At 42.1% G+C, this 17,983-nt stretch carries 13 protein-coding genes; 3 read left to right on the top strand and 10 right to left on the bottom strand.

Annotated elements, in window-relative coordinates; all coding sequences use genetic code 11:
- Positions 1–7: 7 nt before the first annotated feature.
- From CDH51_RS19815 to CDH51_RS19785, 7 genes are all read right to left on the bottom strand, one after another.
- The gene (locus tag CDH51_RS19815; RefSeq protein WP_100630312.1) at positions 8–2,467 is read right to left on the bottom strand and encodes a TraG family conjugative transposon ATPase; all 2,460 of its coding nucleotides are present in this window, start codon (positions 2,465–2,467) and stop codon (positions 8–10) included.
- 113 nt (positions 2,468–2,580) lie between these two features.
- A complete protein-coding gene (locus tag CDH51_RS19810) occupies positions 2,581–2,910 on the bottom strand; it encodes a DUF4133 domain-containing protein (RefSeq protein ID WP_100630311.1) in 330 nt (109 codons plus the stop codon).
- Between the two features lie 6 nt (positions 2,911–2,916).
- On the bottom strand, positions 2,917–3,249 hold the full coding sequence (locus tag CDH51_RS19805; protein ID WP_100630328.1) for a DUF4134 domain-containing protein: 333 nt from the start codon (positions 3,247–3,249) through the stop codon (positions 2,917–2,919).
- A 66-nt stretch (positions 3,250–3,315) separates the two neighbouring features.
- Positions 3,316–3,627 carry a hypothetical protein gene (locus tag CDH51_RS19800; RefSeq protein WP_157807182.1) on the bottom strand — a complete coding sequence of 104 codons (312 nt, stop codon included), beginning with the start codon at positions 3,625–3,627 and terminating at the stop codon, positions 3,316–3,318.
- A gap of 92 nt (positions 3,628–3,719) precedes the next feature.
- Complete coding sequence (locus CDH51_RS19795) at positions 3,720–4,961, bottom strand: WG repeat-containing protein (RefSeq protein ID WP_100630309.1); 1,242 nt, start codon at positions 4,959–4,961, stop codon at positions 3,720–3,722.
- Positions 4,962–4,995: 34 nt separating this feature from the next.
- Entirely contained in the window at positions 4,996–5,844 is an 849-nt protein-coding gene (locus tag CDH51_RS19790) for an RteC domain-containing protein (protein WP_100630308.1), read from the bottom strand.
- 29 nt (positions 5,845–5,873) lie between these two features.
- Entirely contained in the window at positions 5,874–7,427 is a 1,554-nt protein-coding gene (locus CDH51_RS19785; protein WP_100630307.1) for a terpene synthase family protein, read from the bottom strand.
- Positions 7,428–7,762: 335 nt separating this feature from the next.
- Between CDH51_RS19785 and CDH51_RS19780 the strand changes: the two genes are divergently transcribed.
- Positions 7,763–8,185 (top strand): MauE/DoxX family redox-associated membrane protein, encoded by a 423-nt coding sequence (locus tag CDH51_RS19780; protein ID WP_100630306.1) that lies wholly within the window; start codon positions 7,763–7,765, stop codon positions 8,183–8,185.
- A gap of 369 nt (positions 8,186–8,554) precedes the next feature.
- Entirely contained in the window at positions 8,555–8,842 is a 288-nt protein-coding gene (locus CDH51_RS19775) for a DUF6520 family protein (RefSeq protein ID WP_100630305.1), read from the top strand.
- Positions 8,843–8,886: 44 nt separating this feature from the next.
- Here CDH51_RS19775 and CDH51_RS19770 read toward each other — a convergent pair whose 3' ends face one another.
- From CDH51_RS19770 to CDH51_RS19760, 3 genes are all read right to left on the bottom strand, one after another.
- Positions 8,887–10,245 carry a RagB/SusD family nutrient uptake outer membrane protein gene (locus CDH51_RS19770; protein WP_100630304.1) on the bottom strand — a complete coding sequence of 453 codons (1,359 nt, stop codon included), beginning with the start codon at positions 10,243–10,245 and terminating at the stop codon, positions 8,887–8,889.
- Between the two features lie 108 nt (positions 10,246–10,353).
- Positions 10,354–13,554, bottom strand: a complete 3,201-nt coding sequence (locus tag CDH51_RS19765) for a SusC/RagA family TonB-linked outer membrane protein (protein ID WP_100630303.1) — start codon at positions 13,552–13,554, stop codon at positions 10,354–10,356.
- Positions 13,551–15,440, bottom strand: a complete 1,890-nt coding sequence (locus tag CDH51_RS19760; protein WP_100630302.1) for a TlpA family protein disulfide reductase — start codon at positions 15,438–15,440, stop codon at positions 13,551–13,553. Before CDH51_RS19760 ends, CDH51_RS19765 begins: the two co-directional genes overlap by 4 nt.
- 1,353 nt (positions 15,441–16,793) lie before the next feature.
- On the opposite strand from CDH51_RS19760, the gene CDH51_RS19750 reads away from it, so the two are divergent.
- Positions 16,794–16,997 carry a helix-turn-helix domain-containing protein gene (locus tag CDH51_RS19750; RefSeq protein ID WP_100630300.1) on the top strand — a complete coding sequence of 68 codons (204 nt, stop codon included), beginning with the start codon at positions 16,794–16,796 and terminating at the stop codon, positions 16,995–16,997.
- Positions 16,998–17,983: the final 986 nt, after the last annotated feature.

Genomic DNA, 17,983 nt, shown 5'->3' with positions numbered 1-17,983 from the left:
TTGCTCATTAATTATCCCGAATTTCCTCAGCCAACATTTCAATCGCTTCCATCAGATTTCCACCCAGCTGATGCTTTAATTCCTCCAATCGCATCTTCTCCTTTTCCTCGGTGGTATAAGTCAGGTATTCTTCCAGACTTACCTCCGTTCGGTACACCTGACTATGGCTTCCCAGACCTATAAAGACTTCCTTGTATTTTTTCCGGGGATCATTGGCCCGATTGATGGAAAGCACCAAGGCCTTCTCCTTGTCAGTCAATCCCAGCAAGCCTTGGATGGCTTCAAACTTGTTCTGATACTTGCTCTGATCGAGCAGAATTTTACAGTCTGAATTGTTGATGATGGCATCCTTGATGACCGGGCTCTGTATGATGTCATCGACTTCCTGGGTGACCACAATGGCTTCCCCATAAAACTTCCGCACGGTTTTAAAGAGATACTTGATGTATTCGGCCATCCCTTCCTTTGCTATCGCTTTCCAGGCCTCTTCAATCAATATCATTTTGCGAACCCCTTTCAGCTTGCGCATCTTGCTGATAAAAATCTCCATGATAATCAGGGTGACTACCGGAAAAAGAATGGGATGATCCTTGATTTTATCCAGTTCAAAAACAATCATTCGCTGATCAAGCAAATGGATATTTTCCCTGGCATTCAGCAGGTAATCAAATTCCCCACCCCGATAAAATGGACGCAGGACATAGAGAAAATTCTTCAGGTCAAAATCCCGAACCTGTACACCTTCATCTTGAATTTGGCTGGCATACTGTTCCCGTAAAAACTCATAAAAGGAATCAAAACAGGGAAATACCTCCTGAACCTCCTCCAGATATGCATAATACTCCTTGAGGGCATTGGATACAGCCACATATTCAGATCTGCGAAAAGTCTCATTCTCCTTTTTCCAAAGAGCCAGTAAGAGGGTCTTTAAACTTTCCTTCTTTTCGGTATCCAAAACCTTTCCATCCAAAAAGAAGGGGTTGAAACAAATGGGATTCTCCTCAGAATAGGTAAAATAATAGCCTCCTAACAATTCACATAGTCCCTGATAAGAATGCCCGACATCGATTAAAACCACATGAGCACCCTGCTCAAAATAGCTTCGGACCATGTGATTGGTAAAAAATGATTTACCTGATCCCGAAGGCCCCAGAATGAATTTATTCCGGTTGGTAATCCAGCCTTTCTCCATTGGCTGATCGGATAGATCTACCCAAATGGGTTTCCCATAACTCCGCTCTCCCAAGCGAAGCCCCAAACCAGTCTGACCGGAGTCTTCTACACCCTCCAGATTATAGAGGCATAGAAATTGGTCCAAAGAACAATGGAAACACTCATTGACAGGTAAGGCTGCAGCATTCCCCGGAATCCCTGCCCAAAAAAGCTGCGCTGCTCCAAAGGTTTCCACCTTGGAAATCAAGCCTAGTTTACTGGCAGCGGCACCGGCCTGCCGAAGCTGATGCTGCAGTTCCTCTTTTCTACCAGCCCAAATCAAGATATTGGCATGCGCCTTTACCGGGATTCCTCCTTCCTGAATGGATTCATCCAAAAACTCAGCTATAGAAGAAGCCGCCAGTTCATTGGCCCGGGAGTAGCGGGAAAGCGCCTGTAAGCGAAGCCGCTTACTTTCCAAGCCTGCAAAAAACTTCTCCTTCTCCTGAATTTGAAATACCTGGGAGTAAATATGATTGCAATCCAAGCTTACTCCTAAGGGCGTGGCATTTCCGCAGTAGAACTTGCTTTGATCGGTGGAATAGGATTCAAATACCCGACTGACTTCTAGGGAATTCGGCAATTGATCCAAGGATGCAAAGGAAAGCAAACCCAAACGCTGCTGTCCTGATTTCCAATCAGGCTTAAACTCCAAATCAAATAACTGCGGAAAATCCTCTTTTGCCGCCGGCATCAGGTAAGCTTCGATCAATCCCAATCCCCTTTCTGTTCCCAAGAGCTCCTCTTCGGACAAAACCCGCATGGCTATTCCCTCCGTTTCCAACAAAAACTTCATCTGGGCTAAGGCATCGGTAAAAATCTCCACATGCTTGGATTCCCGAATAAAGTCCTCCACCCAGTGCTTCCTGAATAGATTGGACAAACTGGAAGGACTCAGCTTCTTGTCCCGATTGGGCAAAGTCACAAAAAGACAGGAACGATGGTCCATATAGGGCCTATTCTGAAAAAATGCCGAATTCTTGCCATCCAGAAAACCCAGAATTTCCCGCTTTCCTTCCTTCCATTTTTTCTGAATACACCAATCCTGTTTCCAAACCAAGGTTCCCACAGGAAGCAATTGAAAGCCTTTCATCAAAGACTGCCATCGCCCTTCCAACTCGGATTTACTTTGGGTAAAGACCGGAGGCAAAGTCATTTCAAAACAGGCTGTCAGATCTCCCTGCTTTGAAATCAGAAAGCCATCCTCATAGGAAAGTAAAGGCAATACCTCACTCAGTTCCCTTGTTTTTAACATGGAATTTTAGGGTTAATAAGAAATAGGTTTGAATACCACCAAGCCAAAAGCCCGGAAATCAAGACTCAAGTGAAAGAGAAGGTAGACTGAAGCAGTCTACCCTCAACCCCCGATTAGCGCCCGCTTTTTGACTTGCTCAAGCCTCGTATGGGGCTTCTGCTCCGTAGCCGAATACTGAAAGGAACCTGCTTATAGGCCGATCGCTTCATCAAGCCGTATTGACCCATATCCCGATTCCAAGCCAGAATCTTACTAGCCAATAGAATCATGGGAGCCAGGGTAAAGAAGGCCGCCAGCATAGGAGCCAATCCCAGACCTGAAAGGAGCAAAAAGAGCAGAATAGTCCCCACTCCCACCGCTATCATGTGGTAGAGAAAAGGAGGCCTCAGCCCTTTAAACTCCATTTCATGATCCAATCCCTTATGTATTCGTGAAGGCTTCACAGAGACTTATGGATTAGCCGGTGCTCCAAAGAAACTCTGAAGAACAAGGGATACCACAACCAAAAAGACACAGGAACCAAACCAGGCCGCTGCCACCTTTCCGGTATCCGGATCTCCCGAATTCCATTTATTAAAGACTTTGACAGCACCTACCAGTCCGACAATAGCTCCGATGGCATACATCAAGGTGACTCCACTTCTAAAAAATCCGGAGACCTGATTGGAAGCAGCCTCAATACCGGCAACACCATTTCCATCTTGAGCATTTACAGAATTTACTAGCAGAAAGAAACAGGCTGTGCTAAGCCTGAAATAAAGGGTTTGGATACTTTTCTTCATAGTGGTATGTTGGTTTAGTTTAATTTTTTGAAACTGAAAGCAGAACTTATATCCTTTCCAGACCATTTAATCTGGAAGCTCACTGGCCAATACTTCCCGAAAGGGAGATTGATTGATTAAGGCTCGCTCATCAGGATGTAAATCCACACCAGGATTATGGATTAGTTTGCGCTGAATGGCAAAGACAATAACCAAATCATCCCAGCTGATATTCAATTTGCCTTTCCTCTGTTTTTGAGTATTCCCCAAGCCCCGGTTCTGAAAGTATTCAGTGATTGGTGCCAGGAAATACCTAAAGACTATCCAGCCATAATACCCAACCACTACAATCAGAAGTAATGGCCAGAAATACTCATTTTTAATAAGGGAATGAATCATAATGCTTTCTCTTTTTGAATTAAGGGCTTCAAACATCTCAAAAAAAACATACTGTTTTTCAGTAGCTTATCCCCAGTGGGGTCATTTTCCTATTAAAACTCAGTAAAACTCAACTCAATCAGAGCCCTATCCGACTCCAAATCCCAGAGGTAGAAACGTTGATCCAAATCCTTAGCAAGAAAAGCTCCTTCAACCAATATTAATTTCCCATCTACCAGATCTTTTAGCAAGGGATATACCCGATCAAATACCTTTTCGCCCTCTTTAGTATACAAGGAAGCCTGACCCCAGATACCCATAATCAAGTGCTCCTCATCTACCCAATTCATAATATCCTGACTTGGAAAATATGCCGCATAGCTCTTATACGTTCTAGTATGTAGAACACAATTGATACAAAACAACTTCTCTTCTCTCCCATCTAAGTCCAATACCACCCGAGGTTTATCCCATCCACTCGGTTTGGCGATGGCCTTTCCCTTATAAAAATCCGTGGCACTGCTGAATTTGGCTGGAATCTCCAATTCCCCTTTTGTATCGATATAACCAACTAGGTTTTGACTATTGATCACCTTCACTCTACCAGAATGAAACTGTCCCGGTTTTCTTCGATAAATAAAGGGTACTTTAACTTGGCCATTTCGATCAATAAAACCCCAAAGTCCATCTTCATTCTGCACAGCTGCCAAACCTTCTGAAAAAGGTTCAGCCTTTATAAACTCACCCGGAAATGCCTGCTTTAACTCCAAATCATAAAAAGAAAAGGTCTCTTTGTCCTTGTTGGGCAGGACAATCAAGCCCTCCTGATATTGATAGGAATATAGCTTTTGGGCAGTTTGCCAGTCCAACTCGCGCATAAACCATTTCTGGGTATAATCAAATCCCACTGCCTGATGAATATCCTTTAATTCATGTCTGGCTAGAATACCCTCTCCCATTTGATACCAAACTCCATAAATTCCTGCTTCTGGACCGGTCACCTCTTCCCATCCCAAAACAGTATTCCCAAACCATCCCGAAACCCAAGAAAAACGATAAGGCAAAACAGGTTCTTCCTCCCCTACCTTCCTCAGCGTATAGAGGTCATCTTTCTTTTGAAAGTAATAACCATCCTGATAGCCCAAGCCAGATACCTGATGATCCGGAATCACCCATTTCTCCTCCGTTTCTACATCATAGATATGGGCATCTCCTCGAAAGGTGTACAGCAAATACCTTCCGTCCCAGATTTGATTTTGGGGGATATCTACATCAAACTTCCCCTCCAATTGAATTTGAGCAATTACCGGAAGGCATAGCATTCCCAGTAAAAGCATATTAACTAGCTTTTTCATAGTTTTTTTTGATTTTAAATGATTCGATTTTGGGCTAGTTCAAAGCCTCTCCTTTTTCCAAATAATCAGTCAGTCTGTCTCGAAGCGTATCTAAAAATGCCGTTCGGCTTTTCTTCCGAATACTGATTTCACTAAAAGTCTTATAAAAATCCTGCAGATTCATTCCCAGAAATGAACCCATCCGATGGGCTATTTCCTTTAAATCTGCCCGACCGTGATTGATAACACCCGTCTGCTTAAGTGCATAGACCAATTCCACCAGCTCTACTTTCTTACCTGTCCAGTGCAGCGGATTCTTGCGTTTGTAAGATGGTTCAGGCTCGTCCCCATTCAATAATTTCAACTGATAATCAATGAATTCAGAAAGAGCCAAACTCCCTTTAATCCTTGCAAAATACAGGGTGTACACCGTACAAAAACGTGTGTCCAAAGTCTGCCAGAATAAATTGGGCTTGTAAATGGGAGTCATGGAACTCCTCAGGAAAAACACCTTATCCTGATTGGTCTTATTCAAAAGCAGGTAATTGTACAGATTCTGATTGTTTCGGAGGAAGCTCCGAATCGATTTCAGTTCCCCTTCAAAATAGCGTTTGATTTCCTTCTTGGGACCGGGCGGCTTACTGGATTCCAGATTAAACAACTCCGCAAAGTAGACCGACTCCTTTAAAAACTCAGACATCAGGTCCTTGAAAAAGGTGATCTCTTCCTCCTCAGTTTTAAATTCATAACTGGAAAGATAATGTTTCACCTTCGCCAAGGCCTTGTCTACCAAGTAGAATGCCGATTCAAATTGGATCAGCTTATTATCTCCATCCAACATCAGGATGCCAAGATCCCTGCGCAGGTTTGTCAAGACCTGCTCGGAATAATTTGTGATACTCATAATTAAGTTGGTTTAGGTTAATAATAGTTTTATTCATAGCGTGTAGTGACATGAAATGACCAGTGGTTGGAACCGGCCACTTTGTATTTGATTTGCTTTAGGCAGTGTAATTGCCAGAGATTCCCCGGGTCAAAATCCGAACGGATCTTTCGGTCCCACTTTAAAAACTCCTGAAGTGTCTCCTGAAAATCCATCAATACTTTAGCCTCTGCTTTTCGGAAATTCCAGGAATTCTTTCGCATCAAAATAGAGAGGTAATTCATGGAGTCTCCTTTTTTCCTTTCCTTCCTGAATGAAATCAAATCATTGCTCAAGAAGATCAGTTTAGCTCCCAATTCCCGAAGAACCTGACTTTTCTTCCAGTCTTCTGATTCGCTATCAAACTCATCCCCTATATCCAAGCAGGTAAAATTGACCGCCAATCTGGCTCCAGAATAGAATGGCTTATCCATCATGTATTCAGAAGCATCGGGAATTAACCCTGAATCCTTCAAAAGAGCCTCCTTGAGATTATATTGGATAAAGGCCTGCACCTCTTCCTCCATCAGAGATAGCTTAGATTCAGACATATTTTCCAGTCCCTCCAATTCCTTCCGCAGTTCATACCAAATTCTAATCAGCTCCCAAACTCTGCCCGGTAGCGTATGCAATTCCAAGAGTAGATTTTCCCTATCCATTCCCTGAAATATCCACTTCCAAAATTGGCCTTTCTGACCGTTGGGAATATGATCAGTCATATCATCCAAATAAAAGAGCCAGGTATATAATTTAGCTACCCATATGGCAGTATCCAGCTCGGTCTCCGGATAGAGATAGCAGGATAGAAGACCCAACTTCTGAGCGTGAAAAGCCTTCACCTCCTCAGGACTACGAAGCAAATTGTGAAATACCGTGGCCCATGTAATCGTCTGTGCGATGATGGTTTTATGATTAGGATGAATAGCTGCTTCAAAGGGGTACTTTAACTCTACCTGAAGTCTATCCTTCCAATTTCCAGAAATTCTTTCCTCCTCCTTCCTTTTTCTCCGGATTCTTTGGACGGTTCGATCACTCGTTCCTAAAATATTGGCCAGCTCCAGGTCTTTTAGATCAAATAATATCTTCGGATTCTTGGCCTCCAGCTGCTTCAACTTTTCCACATGATGCAGTTGAGTGAAGGCGATCCATTGTTCGTTGGCATGACGTACCCTTTTGATGAGATTCTCTGATACGGATTTCATATCCGGGATTTCTTTTAGAACCAACTCTTCCTTCTCGAAATCCAAATTGGTAAACACCGAGTCATACATAGCCCGAAACTCAAATCGACTCGGAACCTGTAACTGATAAGATTCATAATCCAAAAACATATCTCCGGGAAAAAAAAGCCTAACCAGTTTTCGGCTTTGATACATGCCCACCAAACCCTCAATCAGGACATGGGACTGTGTTTCGACTTCCCCTGCATGCCGGATTACAGATTTTTCAGGTAATTCTGAGAGCGTCAGATATTCTCCCAGTTTTTGAAAAGCAGAAATATCCGCTTTTCCCTCCAAGCCCAACAGTACCCGGAGTTGGACAGGTTTCCATGAAATAGCTTCCATGTCAATAAAGTTAGATTTTAGAAAATACGCTGATTACACACCCCTTTTAAAAAGGTACCCAAGGAAGGAGATCTAATTGTGTACAGCAATTGCTAACCCCTTCATGCTTATTCAGAAAAACTTAATTCCCTATCGATTAACACTTAAGAATAATTAGGTTTTTCATTTCCCCATAGTTGAGTTTAGAACCCAAGACCCTAAAAACCAAATGATTAATCAAAAAACTATTCCGAAACAGTCAAAATACTGACATTGTCGCTAAAAAAGTCACCATTACCCCAGTCGGGTATTTTCCATTTCCCTTTTTTCTAGCTTTTGCGCAAATCAAGTATGAAATGGAAAATATAAGCCCCTTCAAAATACTCCCCTCCTACCTATTAGCTTTACTTTGGACCTATACTGGCCTGGACAAATTGATCCGATTTGAGCAGAGCAGAAAAGCCTTTCACAATCAGACTTTTCCCGCCGAGCTAGCTGAAATCCTTAGCTACGCTGTTCCCTTGGCAGAGCTTTTACTAGCCATTCTTCTTGTCTTCCAAATTACCCGCTGGTGGGGATACTTAGGCAGCATTCTTTTACTTACTGTATTTATCACTTATGTGGGACTAATCTGGGTGGGAGCTTTTCCAAGAGTTCCCTGCAACTGTGCGGGCTTAATCGATTCTATGGGCTGGACTGCCCATATGATCCTCAACTTGAATTTATTGATCCTTGCCATTGTGGGATTATGGATAGAATCAAAAAAAGAAGCCAGGTAAAACCTGACTTCTTTAGGTGTTAAGCAACCAAGGCCAAAGCCTTTTTACCATTGAGTTAATGAAAGTAATCTTAAGTTAAGAAAATCCCCAAACTAAAAAAACAATATGAAGCAATTTAAATAAAAATTTAGGGGCAGCGAGTACTAAACTGCCCCACGGCCTAGGGATGATAAGTCCCTATCCGGAAAAATCCATTTAAAGAGAAAACATTCCTCCAAGACTAAAACATGCTCATTCTTCTCGATGGTTTGGGTGAGAAGCAGACCAACACCGATGAGCAAAAGGGAGAAGCCGAAAACCCTTTTCAGAGTAGGCAAACAACCCAAACGTTTTGTCCCTTTTTGATTGGTCAAAAAAGGGTCCATAACTATGAATAAATTAAGAAAACTGCTTCCAGCACTGGCATTGTTGCTGGGAGCAAGCTTGGCGATGGCGATGAATTTCGCCCATAACCCAGAAGTAAGGTATGCAGAGGATCCTGCTCCCGGCACGGAAATCTGGTATGATTTAACTGATGTCACTCCGGGTCCCAATACCTACGAGTGTAATCAGTCGGTCCAGGAAACCTGTTCCTTTGAAGACCCAATGCTTACAGCAGATGAGGTAGAATCAGGTGAGTTTATTAAAAACGGGTCGCTACCGTTGGCTACGCCATAAAATTAAGGGAGGAACTTTCTTGTGGAGAGTTCCTCCCTCCTTTCCTACCTTGGATTTTGCTGTATGGGATTCAGATTAATCTCAGCCGGTGGAATCAGAAAAGCATACCGAAGATCATTGGGTGGTAAAGTTGCCTGACGTTCATTGAATGTACGATCCAAAGTGACTGCCAACTCAGGGTACAAATTGAATCTTTTAAGATCAAGCCATCTCAATCCCCTATACACCAATTCCTTTCTTCTTTCCATAACAATCTTTTCAAGTAAATCCTGACCAGATAATTCAGAAATTGCTTCAAAGCCTTCCTCATATCGATTCTCCAATAGGTAATTCAACTGCTCCAAAGCCTCTACTTCCTCCCCGATTCTAAAGGCACTTTCTGCATAATTCAAGATAACTTCATCTACTGCCAAGCCACCGAAGTGATAAAAATCCCCGGTATAATTGCCTCTGAAATTGAAGAGGCCCTCCTCAGAACTCGGCAGCAAAAAATAGGTCTTTCTTAAATCCGTACTATCATATAATTCAACCAGTTCCGGATTTACATAAGCCCCTCCATTCGTAGTATGTCTGGATGTCAAATGCTTTTGATAAAATATCGTTTCCTCATGGAAGACCTCGAAAGAGTATGGAAGTTCAGAATCAATCATTTTAAAATCCATCAGGGAATTATCGATGTCCAAGGCAGTCTTAGAATAGGTATAAGCCTTTTCATAATCCAACATGTTTAAGAATACCCTACCCAAAAAGGCATTACTGGCCCATAAGGATGGCCGAGTAGGGATTTCAGCCTTGGTTGGCAAATAGTCCAATCCAAATTCCAAGTCCTCAATGATCTGATCAAAACATTCTTTCATGGTTGACCGCTCATTTTTAACATTGATATCGGATGCCAATCGGATGGAAATCCCCAATTGATCAGGTTGGCTGGGATCATAGGGAGGTGCAAAATGCAACAAAACCTCATAGTGCCCCAAGGCTCTAAAAAACCTTGCCGAGGATTCCAATTCCAACACTCTGTTTCGTTCTAATTCATTGGCCGGCTCATAATTTTCCAATCCTTCCAATACCAAATTGGCATAAAGAATTTTTCGATATGAGGAGGCAAAACCTGCATCCCATTCATCTGGAAGGTAAGGATCAGCCTCCCAGAAATAAAATGATGTCTGACTAAAGCTAAGTAGGCTTAATAGGCTCTCACTGAAATAAATATCATCTGAGCTAAATAGCCCATTCATGTAGAAATCATTTAAGCCCCGGAGTTCGGCATCTAGCATTTGCTGAAAATCATCCAAACTTTGCGGAATAACCAGGTTACGATTAGGCTTGCTGTCCAGAAACTCTGAACAGGACTGGATTCCTAGAAGTAGAAACCCAAAGAAGAAAATCAATATACGTTTCATAAGTATGTTTTTTATTGATGAATAAAATGCCTGGGGTGGCTAAACCATAAACCGGGGAGTCTTTTGAGGAAAGCTTTACTCCTCCCTTTTACCCCGAGGCATGAATGGTTAGAAAGAGGCTCTAAAGCCAATAGCCACAGATCTTAAATTTTGAGAAACCTGAAAATCAGGATCAGGCAATGCTTTACTGGCTTTCCAAAGGATTCCCAGATTGTTGATATAGATATAGCTTTCTAATTGCCGGAAAATCCCGGCACCTTTATTAGTAGGCTGCCAGTCATAGCCAATTCTTAAATCCTGAAAACGGATATGATCTCCCCTTTCCACAAGGGCAGCACTACTGAGGTAAAACCCGTTCATTAATGGATCAATGGTACCCGGGTCAGCAGGAATAGAAGTAATAAGCTCATCTCCAGGTTGCTGCCATCTGCTCTCATAATCAGCATGACCAAACCCTCCCCTGTTGATATCTATATAATCTACCCCTGAACGCTTGACGAAATAGCCCAAGCGATAAGTAATATTGGCAGATAAACTGAAGCCCTTATACCGTACTGTATTTCTGAAAGCCCCAAAATTGGTAGGTCTTCCTGAACCGTGAAACTGAATATTTTCCGGCGTAGCTTCCGCGAAAATCGTGGAGTAATCCCTACTTGGCTCCCCTTCCACTATTCCCAGTGGAGCACCATCCGAAGCATCCAATCCAGCAAAAGGAAAACTATAAATAGAAAATAGTGGCCTACCAATTTGAGGAGTTGGCAAAGCAGGGGTATAGTTAATCAGTTGATTGGCAGTAGGGAGATTCTCCACTTCCAATACCTGATCATTCAAAACACTGTGAAAAAAGTTGGTTTCCCATCGGACAAGTCCCTTGGTATTGATTGTATTCATTACAAAATCCCATCCTTTGGTCCGAGTAGAAGCATAGTTCAGTGTAGCATTGGTAAAACCCGAGGAAATAAATATGGGAATATTACCCAAAAGGTCTAAACCGCTTTTCTGAAAATATTCAGCTGATCCGGAGACCCGAGAATTCAAGAATTCAAAATCCAATCCCGCATTGATGATTTTAATCCGTTCCCACCGCAATTCAGGATTTGGAGGTGTCTGGATGGCCAAGGAAGGAAGACGTGTAATGAGGTTTTGACCTGCCACAAACCGTCTGGCAGTGGATACTGCCGTAGCATTTGGATTGGTATTCCCATTGAAACCATAGCTAAGCCTCAACTTTAAAAAATCAATCCAATCCTCATCCAGAAATCCTTCCTCGGAGATAACCCAACCTAGGCCCGCAGACCAAAGTGGCACCGATTTTTGATTGGTATTTACTCCAAATAGATTGGAAGCATCCCTTCTCAGACTTGCGTTCACCAAGAATCGATCCTGAAAGGAATATCCCAAATTACCAAAGGCAGAAACAAAGCGGTCCACTCTTCCGCCAAACTCCTCTACAAAGGGAATATTTCTGGACCTGTTGGATCCTTGATTTACAAACCGGGTAAGGTAATCCACCGGTAAGGAAGCAGCATTCTCTGCCAGATAGCCATAAGATCTATTGCCGTAAAATTCGGATTGAAAATCCTTGATTTCCCCGCCTGCAAATACATTCAATCGATGATCATCCCATTTCTTCTGGTAGTTCACCTGAGTTCTCAGATTATGGCTATACGAATTGGAAATGCGCTGATCCAAAAAACCGCCCAATGGAACCGGTAAATCCACCTCTCCATTCCCCAAAGGCTGAGCAAATGAATTAATCAAATTTCTGGCCTCATAGGAGTCCGGATTATTGTGAATATTGTTTTGGCCTTGGTTGGTCCAATATTGATAATTCACTGACCAATCCAAGCCATCCAGAATTCGGTAATTAAGAGCTGTAAATAGTCGTAGATCATTGGAACGAATACGGGTATTACTCCTACCGATTTCCTCCAAGGGAACATAAGCCCAAGACAATGGAAGAATGTCTGATACTGAATTTTTGAAGCGTACACTGTAATCCCGATATACTTCCACCGGATTTCCTGCTTCATCTGCCAAGCGCTCATAAGGAAAAAGGCCAGAAACCTGAGGCATCCCGTTGCTTGACTCAGACTGCACCCAATAAGCTCCTGTACTGACTGTAAGCCTTTCTTTTGCAAGCTTCCAACTTTGTTGGGCAGATAGTGTCAATCTGGAAAAATCAGCATCAATTTCAGAACTGAGATTTTTATCATAACCCATACTCACCTGATAATGATGATTTCTGCTTCCACCACTTAGATTTAGTGCATATTGCTGCTGACTGGCGGGCCGACGTAGATAGCGGTCTATATCCCTTCGAATATCTGAGTTCCTAAATTGCTGGATGGCAAGATCCCGCTCCTGCTCTGAAATCAAGCCCTGATCGAAAGCATAAAGTGTCTCAGCCAATGGGGGAATTACTGGATTCCTTCTGTTTCTGATCAAACTGTTGAAAGCACCGTTTTCATATAGATCCAATTGCTTATCAATGAGGGAATTGATACTCATTTTCGGATCATAAAAAGGATTTACCCGCTCAAAAGCTGTAAAATTAGAGGTCAGGTTTACCTGAAGGGGCTTTCCATATTTTCCCTGCTTTGTTGTGATCACAATCACCCCATTGCCAGCCCTTGCTCCCCAAATGGAAGCCGCTGCCGCGTCTTTGAGTACGGTGATACTTTCCACATCATTGGGATTGATACTGGAAAGCGGCCCGTCATAGGCCAGATTATCTACCACAATCAAGGGTTCAGCCGAAGAAATCAATGTGGAAGTACCCCGAATGGAAATACTTTCTCCTGACTCAATGCCACTGATATCCCGATTGAATATCAGACCGGGAGTCACATCCTCCAATCGATCGATCAAATTTGTGGATACTCTCCTGTCTACCAATTCTTGATTGATCCCCACATAGGAACCGGTAGATCTGGAAAGTGGAAGTTCCTGAAAACCCGAGGACACCACTGTGACTTCCTGAAGGTTAAGATCCAGAGGACTCAGACCTATTTCCAGAAAAGCCTGATTGGCAACAAGACTGATCTCTTGGCTTTCATAGCCAATGTAACTTACCAACAGAACGGCCTCCCCTTCAGGAATACTCAGCGTAAATTTCCCTTCATCATCCGAAACAGTACCATAGGTTGAACCTTTGACAATGAGGTTAACACCGGGAAGAGGGCTGCGATCCATTACATCCCGGACCACTCCGCTGATTTCTCTTTTTGCTTCCTGTGCAAAGCTCTGCCCAAAGAGTAAAAGCAGACCTATCAGGACTTTCCATGTTTTAGTATACTTGGGATTCATAAACTGTTTGTTTTAGTGGTTGAATTGTTTTGTTGAGATTGATCATAAAGGAATTTCCTTTGCAGCTCCTGAAGTAATTCCTCTTTTGTTTCTCCCAAGGGTCTGATATCAAATGAGCGAATCCGTGATTCTTCATCTAAAAACATGACCCGAGGAAAGGAATTGATTTCGTAGAGTTCCTTCCAGCGTTGCTTAGAAATACCTCTCAGATTGTAGTTTGGAATGGAAGGATGGGAGTATTTGTCGATGCGGCCTTTCCAGAGATCTACATCCTCATCCACCGAAATGGCTATCAAATGGACATTCTGGTCTTTGAGCGCTTGATAAACCGGAAAGAGATAGTTATTGAAGTAATTGGCACTGTGGGCACAGGTACTGAAATAAAAATAAACCAAGGTGGGCTGAGCAGGTAACTCGGATACTTGCAGACTATCTCCCGAAAGACTGATTAACTCAGCATCTTCCAAAGGATCACCGGGGATAGTAGCACTTTTCAGCTTCTCAAGCCTATCCCTCCAAGGATAGCTTTCTGTCTCTGATAAATAATCCAGAAGAATCTCCTCCTGTCCGGTATGGGAAGCTAAATAATTGGACAGATAGGCAGCCTGCAGGCGATCCGCAAATTCAGCGGAATGCTTTTCCTGCACTAATTCCAAAAAGGACCTGTTTTCCCAAAGAGCTTCCAGAATGAGCCTCTCCAATTCCAGATCAAGAAATCCTGCTGAAATCAATTGAGACTCCTTGAGAAACTCCTCCTCTCCTATTCTGTCTACCAGCTCCTGTAGCCTCTGCCGATAAAGCAACCTATCTTCCTCTTCAAACCGGTTCTCGACATAGGGATAATGAAACTTGCGGAAGGTGGATAGGATTCCAAAGTAAAAACGCCCATAAATCTCCGCTTTTAGTAGATCCAACTGTTCTACACTCAGCTTTTCCCGATAAAAATCCAGTACTTCGAATTGTGGGGCCAAAAGCTCCCTGCCCTTTTCTGCCTGAGAGATCAGGTAATCCAAACTCTCTTTCCCTGGTTGAAGAATCAAAAGCTCTGATCCAAAGCGACCTTTGAAAAACTCAATCTTCTCATGGCTTCCCGGACGCTGCAATAGTTTACTTGATTCAGGAATAATCAATTGACGCGGTGAATCAAAAGCTCTCCAATGATCTAATCGTTTGATCGCAAACTGAGCCTCATAGAAATCCCTATTCTTCCCTGCAAAAACTAGGGTATTTCGGGAAAGGTCCAGCTTCAGCTTGATACTATCCTCGGGAAGCACTAGGTATTCATCCAAAAGCACCCTGTTCCCCAATACCATGGAAACATAGGCAGGTCTATCAGAAAGCTGAAGAACAGTTTCAAACTTTTCTGTTCTGCCATTCATGACCCCATCGTAAAACTCCCCCTTCACTGGCTGGATCACTACTTCCTCCTGCAGAAAGGTACTTCTGGGAGCCACATAAAAAGGAATCACCGTAATACTCAAAGGCCCCAGAGAATCCGGGTTCAGGAGTTCCCCATAGAGTAGCACAGATTTACCCAAGCTAAGGGAATCTGAATGATCGACAGGAACTACATAATCCATAGCTTCCAAATCCAAGAACTCCCCAGAAGCAGCGACCGGCCCTCCATCCAAGTCCAGAAATAAAACCGGCACCAAGGATTCAGAACAAAGATTAACAGATAAAGATGATTCAACATTCTTACCTTCTTCACCATCCCCCTCATTCTTCCCCTTGTGGGCGGGAGTGCTGTACTCCTCCCGCCCGGGGTAAGGGGAATCTGCACTAACTAAACAGACTCCCGGGGGTGAATCAGCAACTTGACTCAGTAAGTCGCTTCCAAAAAGGCATACCCCTCCCAGGAAGCATGTGAGTAGAATTTTTTTCATGCTTATTTTGATTGTGATTGCTTGATATTGGATGGATGGAAACAGGCCTGCGGTGAAATATACCCTAGGTAAAATACGCCTGCAGCGAAATACGCTTCGCGAGATACACCTCCCTCCGGTCGGTGAGATACTGAACTGCGTTACCGAATCAAGTATTTCAGCCCGCCTGCGGGCTATATTTCTATTGTGTTTCCACAGTATTTCAAGAAATAAAGACAAAAGCCATCCACCTTAATCTCGTATAGATCAAGCAATCAATGTTTTAGAAATGATTGAAATCGATAAGCTAAAATTCCCCTGAAGTGGAAGGCTTATCTTATCGTCACTGCGTCTATCAAACGTTGCGAAATTGGGTTCGTCACTGCGAGGAGCCCCTAAGGGCGACGCGGTAGTCTCATTGAGTTCAACTTTTATTCAATGAGATTGCTTCGTCGGTTTTAAATGTGATTTTATAAGTTATAGCTATAAATCACCTCCTCGCAATGACGGAACCTTTAACGTAAAGGCAATGACGGAAAACATCACGCCCTGATCCTCAATGATAGTCCCGTATTATGGAAGCAATCAGGGGAAAAAAATAGGTTCAAGTAGGGTTCTTGATTAGGTTTTTGAAGAGCTGTTTGGGGTAGGCCAGGTTTAGGTCCCCGTTGGTATTTGTAGGTAAAGTTTTCATGGGACTGATTCTTTTAATGTTCGATGTTGAGTGTCCGATACGATCGAACACCTATATCCGCAAAGTGCTATAAAGAAATCAATGATTTCCACCATGCCATAGAATGGCGGCAATGAATAGGTTTAAGAGAAAAGTTTCCCCGGATTAGATATTGATAGTCCTTAGTTCAAAAGGAGCAATCCGAGTGAAAAGTGCTTAGATTTAATCAGATTGGGTTTTTGGGTTTTCTGGGAAAGAGAACTTCAAAATCGGTGAAATCCTGATTAAAATTGTAACCATTTATCATGCGAATCACTTCTACTACTCTACCGTTAATAGGACAGTAAGTAGGTTGAATAGGATAATGATGAACAAATGGTATTTTCATTTTTTTTCAATTGGCTCTGAGAAATATTCTAACAGCTTATAGATCTCTTTGACATCATTTAGCTGTACCTGATCGCTTTCTTGTACCTTAACTCGGTCTAATATTCTGATGATTGCATCCTTAAACTTAGACACCTGACTTGACTCAAATCTGAAACTCATCTCAAACTTTTGAGTATGACCTTTATTCCTTTGTATCATATGATAAGTATTTCTGTAAATATGTAAAGAATTTCTAAATCATAAAAATATTTTGTACTGTATTTCTGTATTTTTTTTAAGATTTTCTATCTTAGGATTAAGAAATTCGAAACATGACAAGACTTGGAGAAGTATTTCAAAGGAAATCTGTGAACAAAGCTGAAGTAGCTAGAAAAACAGGATTGAGTTCACCCAGAATCAGTGAACTTACATTAAATCCAAAAACCAAACTAACAGCAGCTGAACTCTATTTGATAGCCAAGGCTATCGATGAAGATCCTTGTAAGCTGTTGGAGTATGTGTGTCAGGATATCTGAAACTGATCCTCTGAGTTTTCTTGGAGGATCATAACATTTTATCAGGAGGTAAGCTATTTTGAAGTCTTTTGAAACCTTATTACCTCAGGTATTTTTTTAGTTTGGACTGAATCTACAAACTAAAATAAAAAAGAGACGAATTACCCTTCTCTAAAGGACATACAATCCACTGAAAAATGCCCTACGCTTTCATTAATGCATTAGATCTTTTTTAAAGAGAAGCATTCAAAAATTTTCCCAAAAAGCCGAACTCCCTACTTTAATACCTTTCCGGTTCCCAAAAAAAAACTGGGGCAGGCAGGGCAACTGTGATTTTATCGTACATACTTCTCACGCGAGGAAAACTTAGTTGTCAGACCACGTTTTTATTTTATTTATCGCTTTATTGAGATAGCACTTCCTCAATTTCTTCTCGTGTGGATCCATCGTAAAGGCTGTTGATTTTTAGAGATATTGATCTGACTTTAGCAAGGCTCATTCCACACTTTCTAAGAATCCGGAATTTCGCAAATCTGAGGTTTTTATTATTCTTTAGGAAAATCCTCAGCCTTACGAATAACATTTCGTAATTCATATGTAAGGCCAATAAGTAAGCAAAAGGGATAAAAGTGATTGATAAGATGATAGGTAATAAAAATGATTTAAAGTTTGAATAGTTAACAAAGGAATTGAAGTCTGTTATAATGTCGAAAAGTGATAAGCCTAACATTACCACAGCTCCGAAAGTCATGATCGAGTCTATTAATTTCTTGACTGAACGATACCGAACTTTTTTTTCTGCGACCACCTGAAGAGCTACCAAAAAAAACAAAATAGGTATTAGCAAAAGCTCGGCTAAAAAACTGAATTGATGAAAAACAACAATGAACTTGTTCTTAACCGCTTAAATAACTGGACCAGTTTTGTTGCCTAAACTTAGGAACAAAATGATCGAAGACTTAATTAAAAACGCACGACTTTCATCCAGTGGCCGTAAGCTACTGACC

The sequence above is a fragment of the Algoriphagus formosus genome (assembly GCF_002807035.1).
Taxonomy (GTDB): Bacteria; Bacteroidota; Bacteroidia; order Cytophagales; family Cyclobacteriaceae; genus Algoriphagus; species Algoriphagus formosus.
The sequence above is the reverse complement of the archived record's forward strand: the minus strand, read 5'-3'. Positions and strand labels throughout refer to the sequence as shown.

Excerpts from the sequence above, each read along its gene's own strand:
- CDH51_RS19790 (WP_100630308.1), bottom strand. The coding sequence starts at position 5,844 with ATGAGTATCACAAATTATTCCGAGCAGGTCTTGACAAACCTGCGCAGG.
- CDH51_RS19780 (WP_100630306.1), top strand. The coding sequence starts at position 7,763 with ATGGAAAATATAAGCCCCTTCAAAATACTCCCCTCCTACCTATTAGCT.
- CDH51_RS19785 (WP_100630307.1), bottom strand. The coding sequence starts at position 7,427 with ATGGAAGCTATTTCATGGAAACCTGTCCAACTCCGGGTACTGTTGGGC.
- CDH51_RS19760 (WP_100630302.1), bottom strand. The coding sequence starts at position 15,440 with ATGAAAAAAATTCTACTCACATGCTTCCTGGGAGGGGTATGCCTTTTT.
- CDH51_RS19800 (WP_157807182.1), bottom strand. The coding sequence starts at position 3,627 with ATGATTCATTCCCTTATTAAAAATGAGTATTTCTGGCCATTACTTCTG.
- CDH51_RS19770 (WP_100630304.1), bottom strand. The coding sequence starts at position 10,245 with ATGAAACGTATATTGATTTTCTTCTTTGGGTTTCTACTTCTAGGAATC.
- CDH51_RS19795 (WP_100630309.1), bottom strand. The coding sequence starts at position 4,961 with ATGAAAAAGCTAGTTAATATGCTTTTACTGGGAATGCTATGCCTTCCG.
- CDH51_RS19750 (WP_100630300.1), top strand. The coding sequence starts at position 16,794 with ATGACAAGACTTGGAGAAGTATTTCAAAGGAAATCTGTGAACAAAGCT.
- CDH51_RS19815 (WP_100630312.1), bottom strand. The coding sequence starts at position 2,467 with ATGTTAAAAACAAGGGAACTGAGTGAGGTATTGCCTTTACTTTCCTAT.
- CDH51_RS19805 (WP_100630328.1), bottom strand. The coding sequence starts at position 3,249 with ATGAAGAAAAGTATCCAAACCCTTTATTTCAGGCTTAGCACAGCCTGT.
- CDH51_RS19765 (WP_100630303.1), bottom strand. The coding sequence starts at position 13,554 with ATGAATCCCAAGTATACTAAAACATGGAAAGTCCTGATAGGTCTGCTT.
- CDH51_RS19775 (WP_100630305.1), top strand. The coding sequence starts at position 8,555 with ATGAATAAATTAAGAAAACTGCTTCCAGCACTGGCATTGTTGCTGGGA.